This window comes from Tsuneonella dongtanensis (assembly GCF_001698205.1).
Classification (GTDB): domain Bacteria; phylum Pseudomonadota; class Alphaproteobacteria; order Sphingomonadales; family Sphingomonadaceae; genus Tsuneonella; species Tsuneonella dongtanensis.
The window spans coordinates 2,550,508-2,566,049 of sequence record NZ_CP016591.1 but is presented as its reverse complement, the minus strand read 5'-3'; the positions used below and the strand labels follow the sequence as shown (position 1 = coordinate 2,566,049).

The window sequence follows — 15,542 nt, the reverse complement described above, 5'->3', positions numbered from 1 at the left end:
AGGACAAAGGGCGCTTTTGCACCGGCGAATGCTGGGCTAGAGGCACGCGATGCTGACGTTGCCCAATCTGCTGACGCTCAGCCGCATCTTCGCGGTTCCGCTGCTGGCGTTCCTCCTGTGGTGGCCTGATTGGCGCTTCGGGTACGGGCTCGGCTTCGTCCTCTACTGCGTGATCGGCTTTACCGATTACCTCGACGGCTATCTTGCCCGCGCTCAGGGGACGGTCAGCAAGCTCGGCCAGTTTCTCGACCCGATCGCCGACAAGATCATGGTCGCCGCGGTCATCCTCGTCCTCGCGGCGCAAGGATACATGCGCGGTCCCTATGTGGGCGACCTGCACGTGATCGCCGGCCTCATCATCCTCATGCGCGAGATCGCGGTGAGCGGCCTGCGCGAATTCCTCGGGCCGCTGCAGGTCTCGGTGCCGGTATCGAAACTCGCGAAGTGGAAGACGACATTCCAACTCGTGAGCCTGGGCGCGCTGATCCTCGGCGGAGCGGTGCACGGCGCGCCTTGCGTGGTCAGGTACGACTGCGGGCCGCTGGCCGATCAGTGGATCCACCTCGTCGGTCTCGGCAGCCTGTGGGCCGCGGCAGCGCTGACGCTGGTGACCGGCTGGGACTACCTGCGGGTCGGCCTCAAGCACATGGACTGAGGAGCGGTTACCCGAACGTGCATTTGCGCACGTCCGGGCAGCCGGTGGATCAGCCCTGCTGGTTGCTGGCCTGATCCCGTTGGAAATTATCGCCCTGCTCCTGCTGACGCAGGTTCGTGGCGCACATGTCGCCGCCGCTGGCCTGGTTCGTCTCGTAGCCGAAACGCTGACCCTGCTTCGGTTCGGCGGCTTCTTGCTGAAGGTCAGACTTCTGGAACGTGAGCGCGTCTCCGCCCTTTTCGGGTGCGATCGTGCCGCTGCCCTTACCGGCGTCGTAGCTCTTGATCTTGCCAAAATGGGTCATGAAAAACTCCTTCAGTCTCGCGCAGACGATCAATAGCGACCGCTTGTGCGCGGGCTAAGAGGCGAAAAAGAAAGAAGGGAGAGGAAAAATACTCTCGGGACCGTCGATCGCGACTGGTAGCTGACTTTTAGATGGTAGGAGAAGACATAATAAACAAGGCAGCTACTGAATTTATTATAATATTGATTGCATTTGCGCATTGCGCTCCCATCTAGAATTCATCGGCATGGCAACGTTTTCGTAAGCGCCGCCGACCGAGAGACAGCCGGGCTCCCGCTTACCAAGGGAGCTGCATCATGTTTCAAGCCTCGATCAATAACATCATCCCCTCAGCCGAGCGAAAGCCGGTTGCATGGAAGATCGCCTGCATGGCGATCGGCCTCTCACTGTCCTTGACTGCTTGCGCCACGGACAACCCGTCGAGGAATACAGGCGAGCGACTTTCCGACCGAGGTGCCAAGATCGGCGCCTACGGGACCGCCTGGACCGAAGGACAGAGCACCGTCCAAGATGCCAGGAAAGCTATCGAAAAAAGCGATCGTAACCGAGCCGAGGCCGAGCGAGACCTGGATCGGGCTCGCGAGCAGCTTGCCGAAGCAGAGCAGAAGATCAGTGACGCCTCTGCAACAAGATCAGCCGCTTTGAGGCGTATCGAAGACGGCAGGGCGCAAATGACGCGGGCTGAGGCGGACTACGCGACAACAAAAGCCGGACCATCGGTCGTGCGTCCATAGTATCGAACGATCCCGCCGAGGAGCCCGGTCATAAAAACCGTTCTGGCTCAAGCCAAAGGAATGCCATGACAATCGAATCAGAGGTCGACGGCCCCGCCGACGATATAGAGTTGGCAGCCGAGCGCCATTGGCTCAACGGCATGGAGATTGTTGCGGCCAAGCGACTAGCGCTCGCCGACCATTTCCGCACCGCACATGCGTCAAACTCTGCACCCGAGGCGCGCAATCCGTAAAAATCGGGTCGAATCTCGCTATGTGAACGCTGAGGGGTCGCAACCAATCACCCCTGCTATCCCGCCCGCAGCTCTTCCGCCAACAGCCTGAACTCGTCCGCTCGCGGCGAATTCTTGCGCCAGATCAGCGCGATCTCGCGGGTGGGTGCCTTGCCCTTCAGAGGGCGTGCGACGACCTCGGTTTCGTGGAGGATGCCCGCGTCGATCGCCATTTCGGGCAGCATCGTCAGGCCGAGGCCGTTGTCGACCATCTGCACCAGCGTGTGGAGCGACGTGCCGATCATCGTTGCGCTGGCGCGCAGCTCGGGGCGGTTGCAGGCGGCCAGCGCGTGGTCGCGCAGGCAGTGGCCGTCTTCGAGCAGCAGCAGGCGGCCCTCGTCGATCATCGACGGCGGAATCTCCGCCGGGGGATCGCGCGGGTCGTTCTTGGGAAAGGCGACGAACAGCCGGTCGTCCGCGATGTGTGCGCTTTCGACCTCGCCGGTCGCGAAGGGCAGGGCGAGCAGCACGCAATCGGCGCGGCCGTGGTGCAGGCTTTCGACCGCGTGGTCGCTCGTTTCTTCGCGCAGAAACAGCTTGAGGGAAGGGCGCTCGCGGCGCAGGCGCGGGAGGATGCGCGGCAGCAGGAACGGAGCGATCGTGGGGATCACGCTCATGCGCAGTTCGCCCGCCAGCGGCTTGCCGCTCGCCTGGACGAGCTCGCTGATCTCCTCCGCTTCGCGCAGCAGCCGGTGCGCCTTGGCGACGACCTGCTCACCCAGCGGCGTGAAGCGCACAACCCGGCGGCTGCGCTCGACCAGCGTCACCCCGAGCAGCGATTCGAGCTCGCGCAGGCCCGCGGAAAGGGTGGACTGCGATACGAAACTGGCATCGGCCGCGCGGCCGAAGTGGCCATGCTCGTGCAGCGCGACGAGGTACTGGAGCTGCTTGATCGTGGGGAGGTAGGTGGTCATAAACCGTGCGCTCTCAGTCGTCGCCGCTTTGGCGCCCGTGACGGATGCTGAGGATGGTCGCAATGCCGCCGTCGCTTTCGTACCGGATGACATAGGGCGGCACGATCGGCAACTCGCGTGTGCCGTTGCCCGACGGCCTGCCGCGGTCGGGAAACTCCCCAAGGCTGGCCGCGGAATCGGTCAACGCCCGCGCGAAGCGTTGGGCGGCTTCAGGATCGAACTGGTGGATGTACGAAACGATGAGGTCGAGATTGGAGAGCGCTTCGCGCGTCCAGACTACTTCAGCCATCTACGCGGCATTGGCCCTTCTTCGGGCGTCCCGACTTTTTCAAGCCACGCGGCCACCTCCGCGTTCGGAACCGTCCGACCGGTGGCGGCGTCGGCACGCGCCCGCGCGTCGGAATGCAGGACGGCGTCCTCGCTCGGTTTCCCGAAAATGTTGCGCGGCGCGTTCATCTCTGTGCTTTTAACACCAGATGGGGGAAAAGCGAGAACGGATGGCGATACCGATCCTTCCGCACAATGCAGGTCACTCGGCCGCGATGGCCTCCTCCGCCGGAACCTCGATCCGCGTCATCTTGAGCCGGCCCTTCTCGACCCCGAAGCCGAGCTTGCCCTCGACGAGTTCGAGCGCGTCCTTGCCGAACACTTCGTAGCGCCAGCCCTGCAGCACCGGCAGGTCGCGCACTCCGGCGGCGAGCGCCTCCATCTCGTCGCTGCGGGTGAGAAGGCGCGCGGCGACGTCGATCTCGCGGCTGCGGATCTTGAGCAGGAGCTTGAGCAGGTCGGCGACGAGCACGCCTTCCTTGCCCAGCGGCGCGCCGCGTTTGGGCTTGTCGGGCATCTCGTCGGCGGAAAGCGGCTCGGCCTTTTCGAGGCACTTCATCAGGCGCTTGCCGATGTCGTTGTCCCGCCAGGCCGCGGAGAGCCCGCGAACCTTGACGAGATCGGCCTGCGCCTTGGGCGGATGGCTGGCGATGTCGGCGAGCGTCTCGTCGCGCATGATCCGGCCGCGCGGGATGTTCTTGTGCTGCGCTTCCTGCTCGCGCCATGCGGCGAGCGCCTTGAGCCGGCCGAGCACGGTCGCATTGCGGCTGGGCGCGCGGATGCGCTGCCATGCCTCGCCCGCGTCGTTGGCGTAATTCGCCGGATCGGCAAGCCGGTCCATCTCGGCATCGAGCCAGACGCCGCGACCGGTCTTGAACAGCTTCTTGAGGATGCGCGGGAAGATCACCGACAGGTGGGTGACGTCGCCGATCGCGTATTCGATCTGGCGGTCGGTCAGCGGCCGGCGACTCCAGTCGGTGAACCGCGCGCCCTTGTCGACGGTGAAGCCCAGCCAGCTTTCGACGAGGTTGGCGTAGCCGATCTGCTCGGACTGGCTGATCGCCATCATCGCGATCTGGGTGTCGAAGATGGGGTGCGGGGTCTTGCCGGTCAGGTTGTAGACGATCTCCACGTCCTGCCCGCCTGCATGGAAGACCTTCAGCACGTCCTCGTTCTCGCACAGCAGGTCGAGCAGGGGAGCAAGGTCGATCCCGTCGGCCAGCGGGTCGATCGCCGCAGCCTCCTCGGTATTGGCGATCTGCACCAGGCACAGTTCGGGCCAGTAGGTGTTCTCGCGCATGAATTCGGTGTCGACCGTGACGAAATCGGATTTCGCAAGGCGCTCGCACAATTCGGAGAGCGCGGCGGTCGTGGTAATCAGGTCGTGTATCTTCATCGTTCTTTTCGTTTCTGGGGCGGAGTGCCGCCCACGGGAACGCCGGATGCCTTGACAAAGCACCGTGGTTCCCCTGTTAGCGCGCGTCGTTTCCGCCTAGGGAAGCGCGCGCGCCGCGCCCCTAGCGCCATACAGCCGAAAATGGAAAGAATTTAGATGCACGCCTATCGTACCCACAGTTGCGGTGCCCTGACCAAGGGCGACGTCGGTGAGACCGTCCGCCTGTCGGGCTGGGTGCACAACAAGCGCGACCACGGCGGAGTGCTGTTCGTCGACCTGCGCGACCACTACGGCATTACCCAGGTGGTGGCGGACAGCGACAGCCCGGCGTTGCCGGTACTGGAAAAGCTGCGGCTGGAATCGGTCGTCACGATCGACGGCACGGTGAAGGCGCGCGCCGACGCGGCGGTCAACCCGAACCTGCCGACCGGCGAGATCGAGGTCTTCGCGCAGCGTGTGACCGTGCAATCGACCGCCAGCGACCTGCCGCTGATCGTCAATTCGGCGGAAGATTACCCCGAGGAAACGCGCCTCAAGTACCGCTTCGTCGACCTGCGGCGCGAGCGCGTGCACGCCAACATCGTGCTGCGCTCCAACGTTATCGCTTCGCTGCGGCGGCGGATGATCGACCAGGGCTTCACCGAGTTCCAGACCCCGATCCTCGGTGCGTCGTCGCCGGAGGGCGCGCGCGACTACCTCGTGCCCAGCCGCCTGCACCCGGGCCGGTTCTACGCGCTCCCGCAGGCGCCGCAGATGTTCAAGCAGCTGCTGATGGTCGCGGGTTTCGACCGCTATTTCCAGATCGCCCCGTGCTTCCGCGACGAGGACCTGCGCGCTGACCGCAGCCCCGAATTCTACCAGCTCGACTTCGAGATGAGCTTCGTGACGCAGGAAGACGTATTCAACGCCATCGAGCCGGTGCTCGCGGGCGTGTTCGAGGAGTTCTCGGGCGGCAAGAGCGTGACCCCGGCGGGCAGCTTCCCGCGCATCCCCTATCGCGAGGCGATGCTCAAGTACGGCAGCGACAAGCCGGACCTGCGCAATCCCCTGATCATCGCGGACGTCTCGAGCCATTTCACGCAGAGCGGCTTCGGGCTGTTCGAGAAGATCGTCGGCACCGGCGGCGTGGTCCGCGCGATTCCTGCGCCCGCCACCGCGGACAAGAGCCGCAAGTTCTTCGACGACATGAACGACTGGGCGCGCCGCGAAGGCTTCGCGGGTCTCGGCTACGTCACCCGCAAGCAGGGCGAGTTCGGCGGCCCGATCGCCAAGAACCACGGCACCGAGGGCATGGAAGCGCTCTATGCCGAACTGGGCCTGGGCGAAAACGACGGCCTGTTCTTCGCCGCGGGCAAGGAAAAGGATGCGGTCAAGCTCGCCGGTGCCGCGCGCACCCGCGTGGGCGAGGAACTGGGCCTCATTCCCGACGACCGCTTCGACTTCTGCTGGATCGTCGACTTCCCGATGTTCGAGTACGACGAGGACGCGAAGAAGGTCGATTTCAGCCACAATCCCTTCTCGATGCCGCAGGGCGAGATGGAGGCGCTTGAGACCAAGGATCCGCTCGACGTCCTCGCCTGGCAGTACGACATCGTCTGCAACGGCTACGAGCTGTCGTCGGGTGCAATCCGGAACCACAAGCCTGAGATCATGTACAAGGCGTTCGAGATCGCCGGTTACACGAAGGCCGACGTGGACGCGAACTTCAGCGGCATGATCGAGGCGTTCAAGCTCGGTGCGCCGCCGCACGGCGGCTCGGCCCCCGGCATCGACCGCATCGTCATGCTGCTCGCCGACGAGCCCAACATCCGCGAGGTCATCGCCTTCCCGTTGAACCAGCGCGCGCAGGACCTGATGATGGGCGCGCCGAGCGTGGTGTCAAACCGTCAGCTGCGCGACGTGAGCATTCAACTCGATGCCAAGGCGCGCGAAGCGGTCTCGAAAGCACCCGCGGGAGAATCGACCGACATGAATGGCACCGCCACCGACCGGGACGAGGATCCGGGCGAAAACCAGTAGCGGGGCAATTTCAATAGGGCGATGGTTCACCTGGTTCGATCGTCCGGTATGCGGCGCCCTGGGCCCAGATTTCATCGCAATTGCGCACGGGCATGAGGCCCACCTGGCGATCGAAAGGTATATTAGGGCGCACGTCCGTCAGGCGCGCCTGATCCTCGATCGCGTCCAGCACGACTTCAATCGTGCGCAGAGAGTTAAGAATTGCCGCGCCGGAGGCACGCACTGCAGCGCGGTCGGCGGAGCCTGTCTGACCGAAATCGGGATCGAGCAGACGGAACATTTCCCACTCGACGCGAATCTCGTCCGCGGCCAATTTGACCGTGTCGAAACGGGCTTGGGTGGCGAGAAGAATACCGGTCTGCTGCGGACCGATCCTCTGTTCGATCAGGCGGCTGGTTTCGGGGGAGACGCCGGGGTACGTGCTCTGCACCAATTTTGGCCGGCGGCTTTGCGCATTGTCCAGCAAGGCGCCGGAGCCGGCGATACGCATCACTTCGCGTACTCGATCGCGTAAACAGGGCAGCGCCGCACGCCAGACCTGTGCGGATTGTCGGCTTTGTATGAAGCCCTGTTCGAGCCGCGCCTGCTCCGCTTCGGCATGCAGACGCTGCTCGCGGTCCTGAACCCAGCTTTGCACCGCTTGCGCGGCCAGCACCCCCAGCACAACTACAAAGAATTCGAACGCAAACAGACTGAGCGTGCCGCGCGCGCGCAGGCCGGTATGCCATCCTACCACGCGATCGCGCACTGTCCGGAACATCTGCCCCCCGTCGGCATCGATAGGTGCGCCCCACCTGCACATCAAGCGGATTTGCCTGTCTTGCCCGAGGACCTGCGCTACATTCACGGCCTTCGGGCACCGCTATGCGGGCTGGCTGTCATCGAGCACTGGCGCGGTCATCCCCTTGCGCTTGTCAAACAACAAAAAAGGGCGCGGATCGCTCCGCGCCCTTCCGTCGTGTCAGGTTCGACCGATCAGTCGTACTGCTTCTCGATCATGTCGCCGAAGCGTTCGCCTTCGCAGATCTCGGCGTAGCACTGTTGCACCACGGCGCGCTCCTGCTCGTGCAGGTCGGCGTGCTCGAGCGCTTCCTCGAACTTGTTCTTGAGGTAGTCTTCGCCTTCCTCGACGCGCTCGGCCGCAGCCTCGTCGCCCTTCTCGAAGACGTCGGTGATGTCGGCCCACAGGCGGTGCGCCGCGCCGGTCATCGTGCCCTTGGTAACGAGTTCGTCGCCCTGGCGCTGCAGCTCGGCGTTAAGGGCCTCGAGCGTCTGCTGGCGCGCTTCGAGACGGCCCGCGAGTGCGCTCTTGAGCTGGGCGCTGTCGGCTTTCTCGGCTGCCTTGCGGTAGCCGTCGACCGAATCGAAGGTGGTGTCGACGAGCGATTTGAAGATGGTGGTGGCCATTGGTAAACTCCTGAAACTGTTGGTTGCAGGATAAACGCGCGCTGGAGTCGCTTCGTTCCGCCAATGACAGGATCGGCGCGAAAGAATGCTGTTGGCCCAGGCTGGCGGTACCCTCCGGCGGGGAGTGCGCCGCGCGGCACTTGCGCACCCGCGCGCCGTTCATTAGGGCGACAGGCAACTTCCATCCCCCAATTCAAGAGGGCACCCACATGAGCGATACCGCCGACCGCGTGCAGAAGATCGTAGTCGAACACCTCGGCGTCGAGGCCGACAAGGTCACCCAGGACGCGAGCTTCATCGACGATCTCGGTGCGGACAGCCTCGACATCGTCGAGCTGGTCATGGCGTTCGAAGAGGAATTCGGCGTCGAAATCCCCGACGATGCGGCCGAGAAGATCGCCACCGTCGGCGACGCGACCAAGTACATCGAAGAGCACAAGGGCTGATCGCCCATCCCGCCGCGCTCGCCTGACGGCAAGTCGGCGGGGCATAGACAGGCTCGACCCTTCGCGGGGCCGGGCCTGTTGCGTTTACGGAGAGTCATATGCGCCGAGTGGTCGTAACCGGATTGGGCCTCGTCACCCCGCTGGGGGCGGACGTCGAGACGACATGGTCCAACCTCATCGCGGGCAAGAGCGGGATCGGCCCGATCACCCGCTTCGACGTGAGCGACCAGAAGGCCAAGATCGCCGGCGAGGTGAAGCCGGCCGACCACCCCTGGGGCTTCGATCCCAACAAGCGCGTCGACTTCAAGGTCCAGCGCCAGGTCGATCCGTTCATCGTCTACGCCATCGACGCTGCCGGGCAGGCGATCGAGGACGCTGGCCTCGAGAACATGACCGACGAGGATAAGGAGCGCGCGGGCGTTTCGATCGGGTCGGGCATCGGCGGCCTGCCGGGAATCGAGAGCGAATCGCTCGTGCTGGCCGAAAAGGGCCCGGGCCGCGTGTCCCCGCATTTTGTCCACGGGCGGCTGATCAACCTCACCAGCGGGCAGGTCTCGATCAAGTACGGCCTGATGGGGCCGAACCACTCGGTCGTGACCGCGTGCAGCACCGGCGCGCACTCGATCGGCGACGCGGCGCGTATGATCAAGGACGGCGACGCCGACATCATGGTCGCGGGCGGCGCGGAGAGCACGATCAACCCCATCGGCATCGCCGGCTTCGCGCAGGCCAAGGCGCTCAACATGAGCATGAATGACGATCCGACCCGCGCCAGCCGCCCCTATGACAAGGGCCGCGACGGATTCGTCATGGGCGAGGGCGCGGGCGTCATGGTGCTCGAGGAATATGAGCACGCCAAGGCGCGCGGCGCGAAGATCTATGCCGAGGTCGTCGGCTACGGCCTGTCGGGCGACGCCTACCACGTCACCGCGCCGCATCCCGAGGGCAAGGGCGCCGAACTCGCCATGCGCATGGCGTTGCGCAAGGCAGAGATGGGGCCGGGCGACATCGACTACGTCAACGCGCACGGCACCAGCACGATGGCCGACACGATCGAACTCGCCGCGGTGAAGCGCGTGCTGGGCGACGACTTGTCGGGCGCGTCGATGTCCTCGACCAAGAGCGCCATCGGCCACCTGCTCGGCGGCGCCGGTGCGGTCGAGGCGATTTTCTGCGTGCTGGCGATCCGCGACCAGGTCGTGCCGCCGACGCTCAACCTCGACGATCCCGACGAAGGCACCGAGGGGGTTGACCTCGTTCCGCACCATGCGCGCAAGCGCGAGGTCGAGGCGGCGCTCAGCAACAGCTTCGGCTTCGGCGGCACCAACGCGAGCGTGATCTTCAAGAAAGTCGACTGACGTGAAACGCATCGTCATCCTCGCCGCGCTCGTCGCAGCGCTGGCGTTCGGGTGGTTTGCCCTTGGCTGGTACGGTTCGGCAAACGTCGAAAAGGAAACCGCGTTCACCGTGCCAGACGGCGCGACGCTGACGAGCGTGGCGCGTAAGCTCGAGGAAGAAAGGCTGATCGCGTCGGCCGACGCGTTTCTCCTCCGTGCGAAGATCCTCGGCAGCGGGGACCCGGTGCAGCGCGGCGAATTCGCGTTGCCGGCGGGCGCGAGCCCGGCATCCATCCTCGACACGCTCCAGCACGGCCAGGTGATCCGCCGCTTCGTGACCATTCCCGAAGGCCTGCCCTCGATCATGGTCCACGAGCGCCTCATGGCCGAACCGCTCCTCACCGGGCCCATCCCGGTGCCGGAAGAGGGCTCCGTCCTGCCGGACACCTACGATTTCGAACGCGGCGAGGCGCGCACCGCGGTTCTCGCGCGGATGCAGGCGGCGATGACCAACTATCTTGCCGAAGCGTGGTCGAAGCGCTCGCCGGGCATTGCCGTTTCCAGCCCCGAGGAGACCATCACGCTCGCCTCGATCGTCGAGAAGGAGACGGGCGTTGCCAGCGAGCGCCGGATGGTCGCCGGGCTCTATTCGAACCGGGTGAAGACAGGCATGCCGCTGCAGGCCGACCCGACGATCATCTACCCCATCACCAAGGGCAAGCCTTTGGGGCGCCGCATTCGCCAAAGCGAGATCGCCGCGGTCAACGGCTACAATACCTATACCATGAGCGGGCTGCCCAACGGGCCGATCACCAATCCGGGGCGCGAAAGCATCGCCGCGGTCCTGAACCCGGCCAAGACGGAAGCGCTGTTCATGGTCGCCAACGGCAAGGGCGGGCATGTCTTCGCCGCGACGCTTGCCGAGCACAACGCCAACGTGAAGCGCTGGTTCGAGATTCGCCGCGCGCGCGGGGAACTCGACTGATCCCGGGGTCTAGGGCTCGGCGATCGGGAAGGGTCCGGGGATCGCGTCCAGCGCGCCCGCGATAGCCTCGACCGCAGCGCGATCCCCCGTCACCTTGAGCCCGGCGGCTTCGAGCTGGGCCAGCGGCACCTTCAGGAACAGCAGTCCGAGTACCAGCCTCCGAGGCCCGGTGACAGTCGCTTCGCTTTCACCGGCGGCGCCTTCACGGGCGAACAGGGTGGTTGCGTTGGCGTCGAGGCTCGCACTTTCGCTGCGTTCGGGGAACACGAACGTCACCGCGGCGCGCGGCCGGCCGAGCTTGCTGGGATCATAGCGGCTGGCCGCCGAATCGAACAACAGGCGTGTGGGGACGGCGGCGATCAGGTCGGCGCTCTGGCTGGCGCGGGAGACGGTCGGGACACCCATGCGCAGCTCCTGCGCGGCGCTCAGGAACTGGTTCCGCCAGATCGCGCTTTCCGCCTGGTATCCCTGCTGCTCGTAGCTGTCGGCGAGCAGCTCGCGCGCCGCCTTGTTGGCCGGATCGGCGAAGACGAGCTTGTCGCCGAGGTCGCTCGACCAGCGATAGTCGCCGGCGGCGAAGGCCTTGCGGGCGAGGGCCAGCACCTTCTTCGCGCCGCCCATCGCCGCGACATACCGCTGGGCCCGCGTCACCGGGGGCAGTTCGTCGAGCCGCGCCGGCACGCCGTCGTACCAGCCGAGGTAATGCTGGTAGATCGCCTTGGCGTTGTGGCGGTAGGTTCCGTAGTAGCCGCGGTTGGCCCAGGTTTGCGCCAGGGCGGGCGGCTGCACGACGTCCTCGGCGATTTCCGCCATCGTCGCGCCCTTGTTCATGCGCCGGACCGTCTGGTCGTGCAGGTACCGGTAATTGTCGCGGTGGGCGGCAAGAAACGCGGTCAGATCGCCCTGTCCGAAGCGGGGCCAGCAGTGGCTGGCGATCAGCGTGTCGCTCTTGGGCGCGTAGCGTTGGAGCGCTTCGTCGAGGAAGCCGGCCCAGGCGTGGGCATCGCGCACCTTCGCACCGCGCGGGGTGAGGATGTTGTGAAACGTGCAGGTCGCGATCTCGGCGGCGAGGAACGTGCGCGCCGGCGCGATCCACACGTTCATCTCGGATGGCGCCTCTGACCCCGAGGCCATCTGGAATTCGAGTGGCACGCCGTCGACGACGCGGGTCTCGCCCGTCCGCCTGATCGTGTCGGTCGGGGCGATCAGCGTGATTTCGCCGGCAGACAGCGCGGGGCCGATCCCGCTGGTCATCTGGCCTTCGACGCCCGGTGCCAGCGCAGTGGCGAACTGGAACGTGGCGCGCCGTCCCATCGCCGCGCCGGCCATGATGTTCTCAGACGCCGCCTCCTGCGTGAAGTGTTCGGGCGCGAGGATGGCGACCTTGCCGGCGGTAACGTCCTTCTCGTCGACGACGCCGCGAACCCCGCCGTAGTGATCGCCGTGACTGTGGCTGTAGATGACCGCGCTGACGGGCCGCGGGCCCAGGTGCTCGTTGACCAGCGCGAGGGCGGCGGCGGCAGCTTCGCGCGTGGTCAGCGGGTCGACCAGAATCCAGCCGGTCTTGGCCGCGATCACGGTCATGTTCGACAGGTCGAAGCCGCGCACCTGCCAGACGCCGTCGGTGACCTGGAACAGGCCGTGCCGCGCGAGAAGCGATGCGTGCCGCCACAGGCTGGGGTGGACGCTGGCGGGCGCCGGGCCCTTCACGAAGCCGTACGCGTCGAGGTTCAGGATCGGCCGGCCGTCGGCGGCGCGGATGATCGGATCGGCACGCGTCGCGATGAACCCGCGCTCCGCGAAGGCCGCGTCGGTGCCATCGTCGGCGGGAAGCGCGGCTGCGGCGTCACGCTGGGCCGCCAAAGTCGCCTCGCTGGCGGGCTTGCCCTCGGCGCTGCCCGCGAGCCCCGCCGCGACGAGCCCGAGCCCGAGTGCGGCAATCGTGATCCTCATCTGCCCCTCCCGCTGATTGCGGCTGGAAAGGTGCGCCTCACCGCGCGTAAGGGCAAGCGTCCGATGTCCGACCTCCGCTCCAGCGCCCCCCTGATCGTCACAGCCGAATTGCCGGAGGCGCTGCAATCGCGCGCCGACCAGCTGCGCAAGGCGCATTTCCCGCCCGAGCGCAATTTCCTGAAGGCGCATGTCACGCTGTTCCACGCGCTGCCGCCGATGATCGAGGACGAGGTGCGCGAGGCGCTCGCAGCCGAGGCACGGTCTGCACCCGTGGAGGCTAGGCTGGAGGGCGTGATGAGCCTGGGGCGGGGCACCGCGCTGCGGATCGCCAGTCCTGCCATGCTGGCCTTGCGCGAACGGCTCGCCGAACGGTTCCACGGCATGCTCACTCCGCAGGATTCGCATGCGCCGCGGCTTCACGTCACCATCCAGAACAAGGTTTCGCCGGACGAGGCCAAGGCGCTCCAGGCAGCGCTGGCGGACCGGATCGAACCCCGCGCGTTCGCCTTCCGCGGGCTGGCGCTCCACCGATATCTGGGTGGACCGTGGGAAACGGTGCAATTCTGGGCATTTCGCGGTAATGCGACCTCCCGGGGACGATAGGAAACCGCGCATGCAACCGACCGAACTGCTGCTTCATCTGGCCGGTGCGCTGCTCGTCGCAGCGATGGTGATGAAATCGCCGCGAACCGTTCGCGGGCTCGCGTTCGGCGCGGGCATGGCAGCGGTGGCATACTGCATCCTCTCGGGTGTCGGCGGGGCAGCGCTGCTCTGGTCCGCTCTGTTCACGGTTGCGGCCGGCGTGCAGTTCGTGCTGCTCGTCCAGCGCTCCCGGTTCGGAGCGATGCGGGCGGAGGAGCGCGCTCTGCTCGAGGACATCCTGCGGGTCGACGATCCCGCCAAGCAGAAGCGGCTGGTCGGCCTGCTCGAATGGCGCGACGTCGAACCCGGCGAGGTCCTGATCCGCCAGGGGCAGCCGCAGCCCCCGCTGATCTACGTCGCGTCGGGCGCGGCCGGGATCGAGCTCGACGGGCGGCTGGTCGGGGTGTGCGGCGAGGGCGACTTCCTCGGCGACATGAGCATCGCCACGGGCCAGCCCGCGAGTACCGCGGTCACGGTGACCAATTCCATGCGGCTCGCGGTCGTCGATCGCGCTGCGCTTGCCCAGATGGCGGAAGCCGCGCCCGAGATCGGCGCCGCCTTCGACCGGGCGATCAACCGCGCGCTCGCCACCAAGATCGCGCGCATGAACGAGGCCGCGGCGGGATCGCAGGCCTTCGCTTGCGGGTGCGATTTGACCGGTTGACCCGGCCCGGACCCGGCCCTAAATGCGCCGCCTGCCCCGCGCCCCGACGCGCCGGGCCAGCCCTTGGGGCGGAGTAGCTCAGCCGGTTAGAGCAGCGGAATCATAATCCGCGTGTCGGGGGTTCGAGTCCCTCCTCCGCTACCATCGCGTTTCCTCATTTGTCAGCCGCGGCCAGTTGTCCTAGGCTCTTCACGGGTCCGAGGGGTCAGTGATGAAAGCCTTGACGATACCCATCGCCGTTGCCGCTCTTCTGGCAGTGGCTTCCACCACTCCCGTTTCCGGCCATGTCTCGCCCGGAGCTTCGCTCGAAGACGCGCGGGTTCGTGCGATGCGAGATGCGACGACGGTATTCATCGCGAGCCTCGACGAGGCGCAGCGAGCGAGCGTCCTGGGCGACCTCGACGATACCCGTTCCCGCACCAGTTGGTCGAACCTGCCGGTAAGCATGGCTCCGCGCTCGGGCTTGTCGGTGGCCGACATGACAAGCGCGCAGCGAGTGGCCTTTCATGCGATGATGGCGGCGGCTCTTTCGAGCCAAGGCTATCTGAAAACTGCCACCATCATGTGGCACGAGGATGTGCTTCGGGGAATCGTCGAAGGGACGCTTGCAGCAATGCCGGACGGCGACCCGCCCAAGGCGCAAGGACTCGCCTTCGCCGAAAATTATGACACGGAGAAATTCTTCGTCAAAATCTTCGGCAATCCGGGCGACAGTGACTGGGGCTGGCTTGTGACCGGGCACCATTTCGCTGCCACCTTCACCGTGTCTGGCGGCAAGATCGCTTTCACGCCGATGTTTCTCGGTGCCAATCCCCAAGTGGTGCCGCAAGGGCGCTACGCCGGTTGGCGGCTATTACAGCACGAAGCGGATCGGGCGCTCGCTCTGCTGGGATCGCTTGATGCCGAGCAGTTGAAGAGGGCAGTTGTTTCCGGCGAAGTCGATGCCGAACTCTTCGCAGGGCCAGGCAATCAGGACAGCCACAAGGTGCAGTTCGGTATCAAGGCTTCCGAACTCGATCCCCTCCAGCGAAATATGTTGCAGGGGCTGCTCAACGAATATCTCGGTGATGCGTCGGACGAAGCGGCGGCACGCCAGCGTGACACAATCGAAGCCGATGGCCTTGAAACTTTGCGTTTTGCTTGGTGGGGACCGACCGATGCGCCGAGTGGACGGTACATGTTTCGCGTGCAGGGTCCGTCGGTGGTGATCGACTACATCCGGGAGAGTTCGGGTGACGGTCAGTTCAATCACGTTCACTCGATCCTGCGCGACCCGTCGAATGATTACGGGGCAGACTGGCTAAAGCGCCACTACGATGAGGCGCATGGCCGGTAGGCAGTTGGGCCGCGTGTCGGGAGTTTAAGCCCCTCTTCCGCTTCCACTTCAACCACCTTTGTTGGGGGGCGGTCAGAGCCTTTGGAGACCGATCGCCTCCGGCTAACCTCCAATCGCGCGGGCCTCATCGGTGTATCCGGGCGCGGGCGGC

Annotated in this window: 17 protein-coding genes and 1 tRNA gene; 11 read left to right on the top strand and 7 right to left on the bottom strand. The window is 65.6% G+C overall.

Annotated features, from left to right (window positions below):
* Positions 1-49: 49 nt before the first annotated feature.
* Positions 50-655, top strand: coding sequence for a CDP-diacylglycerol--glycerol-3-phosphate 3-phosphatidyltransferase (gene pgsA, locus A6F68_RS12510; RefSeq protein ID WP_067680705.1), 606 nt, complete (start codon positions 50-52; stop codon positions 653-655).
* A 49-nt stretch (positions 656-704) separates the two neighbouring features.
* Here pgsA and A6F68_RS12505 read toward each other — a convergent pair whose 3' ends face one another.
* On the bottom strand, positions 705-959 hold the full coding sequence (locus A6F68_RS12505; RefSeq protein WP_067682621.1) for a hypothetical protein: 255 nt from the start codon (positions 957-959) through the stop codon (positions 705-707).
* Positions 960-1,255: 296 nt separating this feature from the next.
* Between A6F68_RS12505 and A6F68_RS15075 the strand changes: the two genes are divergently transcribed.
* Positions 1,256-1,693 carry a hypothetical protein gene (locus A6F68_RS15075; protein WP_157096735.1) on the top strand — a complete coding sequence of 146 codons (438 nt, stop codon included), beginning with the start codon at positions 1,256-1,258 and terminating at the stop codon, positions 1,691-1,693.
* Between the two features lie 65 nt (positions 1,694-1,758).
* Positions 1,759-1,926: a hypothetical protein gene (locus A6F68_RS15070; RefSeq protein WP_157096734.1), complete on the top strand. Its 168-nt coding sequence runs from the start codon at positions 1,759-1,761 to the stop codon at positions 1,924-1,926.
* Positions 1,927-1,982: 56 nt separating this feature from the next.
* Here the strand turns inward: A6F68_RS15070 and A6F68_RS12500 are convergent, their stop codons facing one another.
* The 3 genes from A6F68_RS12500 to rnd all read right to left on the bottom strand — a co-directional run bounded on the left by A6F68_RS12500 (position 1,983) and on the right by rnd (position 4,602).
* On the bottom strand, positions 1,983-2,879 hold the full coding sequence (locus tag A6F68_RS12500; protein ID WP_067680702.1) for a hydrogen peroxide-inducible genes activator: 897 nt from the start codon (positions 2,877-2,879) through the stop codon (positions 1,983-1,985).
* Between the two features lie 13 nt (positions 2,880-2,892).
* Positions 2,893-3,168, bottom strand: a complete 276-nt coding sequence (locus tag A6F68_RS12495) for a type II toxin-antitoxin system RelE/ParE family toxin (protein WP_067680699.1) — start codon at positions 3,166-3,168, stop codon at positions 2,893-2,895.
* A 240-nt stretch (positions 3,169-3,408) separates the two neighbouring features.
* The gene (rnd, locus tag A6F68_RS12490) at positions 3,409-4,602 is read right to left on the bottom strand and encodes a ribonuclease D (RefSeq protein ID WP_067680696.1); all 1,194 of its coding nucleotides are present in this window, start codon (positions 4,600-4,602) and stop codon (positions 3,409-3,411) included.
* 156 nt (positions 4,603-4,758) lie between these two features.
* Between rnd and aspS the strand changes: the two genes are divergently transcribed.
* Complete coding sequence (aspS, locus tag A6F68_RS12485; RefSeq protein ID WP_067680694.1) at positions 4,759-6,621, top strand: aspartate--tRNA ligase; 1,863 nt, start codon at positions 4,759-4,761, stop codon at positions 6,619-6,621.
* Between the two features lie 10 nt (positions 6,622-6,631).
* Here the strand turns inward: aspS and A6F68_RS12480 are convergent, their stop codons facing one another.
* A complete protein-coding gene (locus A6F68_RS12480; protein WP_157096733.1) occupies positions 6,632-7,369 on the bottom strand; it encodes a hypothetical protein in 738 nt (245 codons plus the stop codon).
* 227 nt (positions 7,370-7,596) lie between these two features.
* Positions 7,597-8,028 carry a ferritin-like domain-containing protein gene (locus A6F68_RS12475; RefSeq protein WP_067680688.1) on the bottom strand — a complete coding sequence of 144 codons (432 nt, stop codon included), beginning with the start codon at positions 8,026-8,028 and terminating at the stop codon, positions 7,597-7,599.
* Positions 8,029-8,237: 209 nt separating this feature from the next.
* Between A6F68_RS12475 and A6F68_RS12470 the strand changes: the two genes are divergently transcribed.
* The 3 genes from A6F68_RS12470 to mltG all read left to right on the top strand — a co-directional run bounded on the left by A6F68_RS12470 (position 8,238) and on the right by mltG (position 10,796).
* Positions 8,238-8,474, top strand: coding sequence for an acyl carrier protein (locus A6F68_RS12470; protein WP_067680685.1), 237 nt, complete (start codon positions 8,238-8,240; stop codon positions 8,472-8,474).
* A 98-nt stretch (positions 8,475-8,572) separates the two neighbouring features.
* A complete protein-coding gene (gene fabF, locus A6F68_RS12465) occupies positions 8,573-9,832 on the top strand; it encodes a beta-ketoacyl-ACP synthase II (protein ID WP_067680682.1) in 1,260 nt (419 codons plus the stop codon).
* 1 nt (position 9,833) lies between these two features.
* Entirely contained in the window at positions 9,834-10,796 is a 963-nt protein-coding gene (mltG, locus tag A6F68_RS12460) for an endolytic transglycosylase MltG (protein ID WP_067680679.1), read from the top strand.
* 9 nt (positions 10,797-10,805) lie between these two features.
* Here the strand turns inward: mltG and A6F68_RS12455 are convergent, their stop codons facing one another.
* Positions 10,806-12,749 carry an alkyl/aryl-sulfatase gene (locus A6F68_RS12455; protein WP_067680676.1) on the bottom strand — a complete coding sequence of 648 codons (1,944 nt, stop codon included), beginning with the start codon at positions 12,747-12,749 and terminating at the stop codon, positions 10,806-10,808.
* A gap of 63 nt (positions 12,750-12,812) precedes the next feature.
* On the opposite strand from A6F68_RS12455, the gene A6F68_RS12450 reads away from it, so the two are divergent.
* The 4 genes from A6F68_RS12450 (at position 12,813) to A6F68_RS12435 (ending at position 15,391) form a co-directional block, all read left to right on the top strand.
* Positions 12,813-13,352 carry a 2'-5' RNA ligase family protein gene (locus tag A6F68_RS12450; protein ID WP_067682618.1) on the top strand — a complete coding sequence of 180 codons (540 nt, stop codon included), beginning with the start codon at positions 12,813-12,815 and terminating at the stop codon, positions 13,350-13,352.
* A 10-nt stretch (positions 13,353-13,362) separates the two neighbouring features.
* The gene (locus A6F68_RS12445; RefSeq protein WP_067680665.1) at positions 13,363-14,055 is read left to right on the top strand and encodes a Crp/Fnr family transcriptional regulator; all 693 of its coding nucleotides are present in this window, start codon (positions 13,363-13,365) and stop codon (positions 14,053-14,055) included.
* Between the two features lie 67 nt (positions 14,056-14,122).
* Positions 14,123-14,199 (top strand) — tRNA-Met (locus A6F68_RS12440).
* Positions 14,200-14,266: 67 nt separating this feature from the next.
* Positions 14,267-15,391 (top strand): DUF3500 domain-containing protein, encoded by a 1,125-nt coding sequence (locus A6F68_RS12435; RefSeq protein ID WP_067680662.1) that lies wholly within the window; start codon positions 14,267-14,269, stop codon positions 15,389-15,391.
* Positions 15,392-15,542: the final 151 nt, after the last annotated feature.

Coding starts and splice junctions, on each gene's coding strand:
- A6F68_RS12470 (WP_067680685.1), top strand. CDS start 8,238: ATGAGCGATACCGCCGACCGCGTGCAGAAGATCGTAGTCGAACACCTC.
- A6F68_RS12495 (WP_067680699.1), bottom strand. CDS start 3,168: ATGGCTGAAGTAGTCTGGACGCGCGAAGCGCTCTCCAATCTCGACCTC.
- A6F68_RS15070 (WP_157096734.1), top strand. CDS start 1,759: ATGACAATCGAATCAGAGGTCGACGGCCCCGCCGACGATATAGAGTTG.
- A6F68_RS12455 (WP_067680676.1), bottom strand. CDS start 12,749: ATGAGGATCACGATTGCCGCACTCGGGCTCGGGCTCGTCGCGGCGGGG.
- pgsA (WP_067680705.1), top strand. CDS start 50: ATGCTGACGTTGCCCAATCTGCTGACGCTCAGCCGCATCTTCGCGGTT.
- A6F68_RS12500 (WP_067680702.1), bottom strand. CDS start 2,879: ATGACCACCTACCTCCCCACGATCAAGCAGCTCCAGTACCTCGTCGCG.
- rnd (WP_067680696.1), bottom strand. CDS start 4,602: ATGAAGATACACGACCTGATTACCACGACCGCCGCGCTCTCCGAATTG.
- A6F68_RS12445 (WP_067680665.1), top strand. CDS start 13,363: ATGCAACCGACCGAACTGCTGCTTCATCTGGCCGGTGCGCTGCTCGTC.
- A6F68_RS12450 (WP_067682618.1), top strand. CDS start 12,813: ATGTCCGACCTCCGCTCCAGCGCCCCCCTGATCGTCACAGCCGAATTG.
- A6F68_RS15075 (WP_157096735.1), top strand. CDS start 1,256: ATGTTTCAAGCCTCGATCAATAACATCATCCCCTCAGCCGAGCGAAAG.
- A6F68_RS12505 (WP_067682621.1), bottom strand. CDS start 959: ATGACCCATTTTGGCAAGATCAAGAGCTACGACGCCGGTAAGGGCAGC.
- A6F68_RS12475 (WP_067680688.1), bottom strand. CDS start 8,028: ATGGCCACCACCATCTTCAAATCGCTCGTCGACACCACCTTCGATTCG.
- aspS (WP_067680694.1), top strand. CDS start 4,759: ATGCACGCCTATCGTACCCACAGTTGCGGTGCCCTGACCAAGGGCGAC.
- fabF (WP_067680682.1), top strand. CDS start 8,573: ATGCGCCGAGTGGTCGTAACCGGATTGGGCCTCGTCACCCCGCTGGGG.
- A6F68_RS12435 (WP_067680662.1), top strand. CDS start 14,267: ATGAAAGCCTTGACGATACCCATCGCCGTTGCCGCTCTTCTGGCAGTG.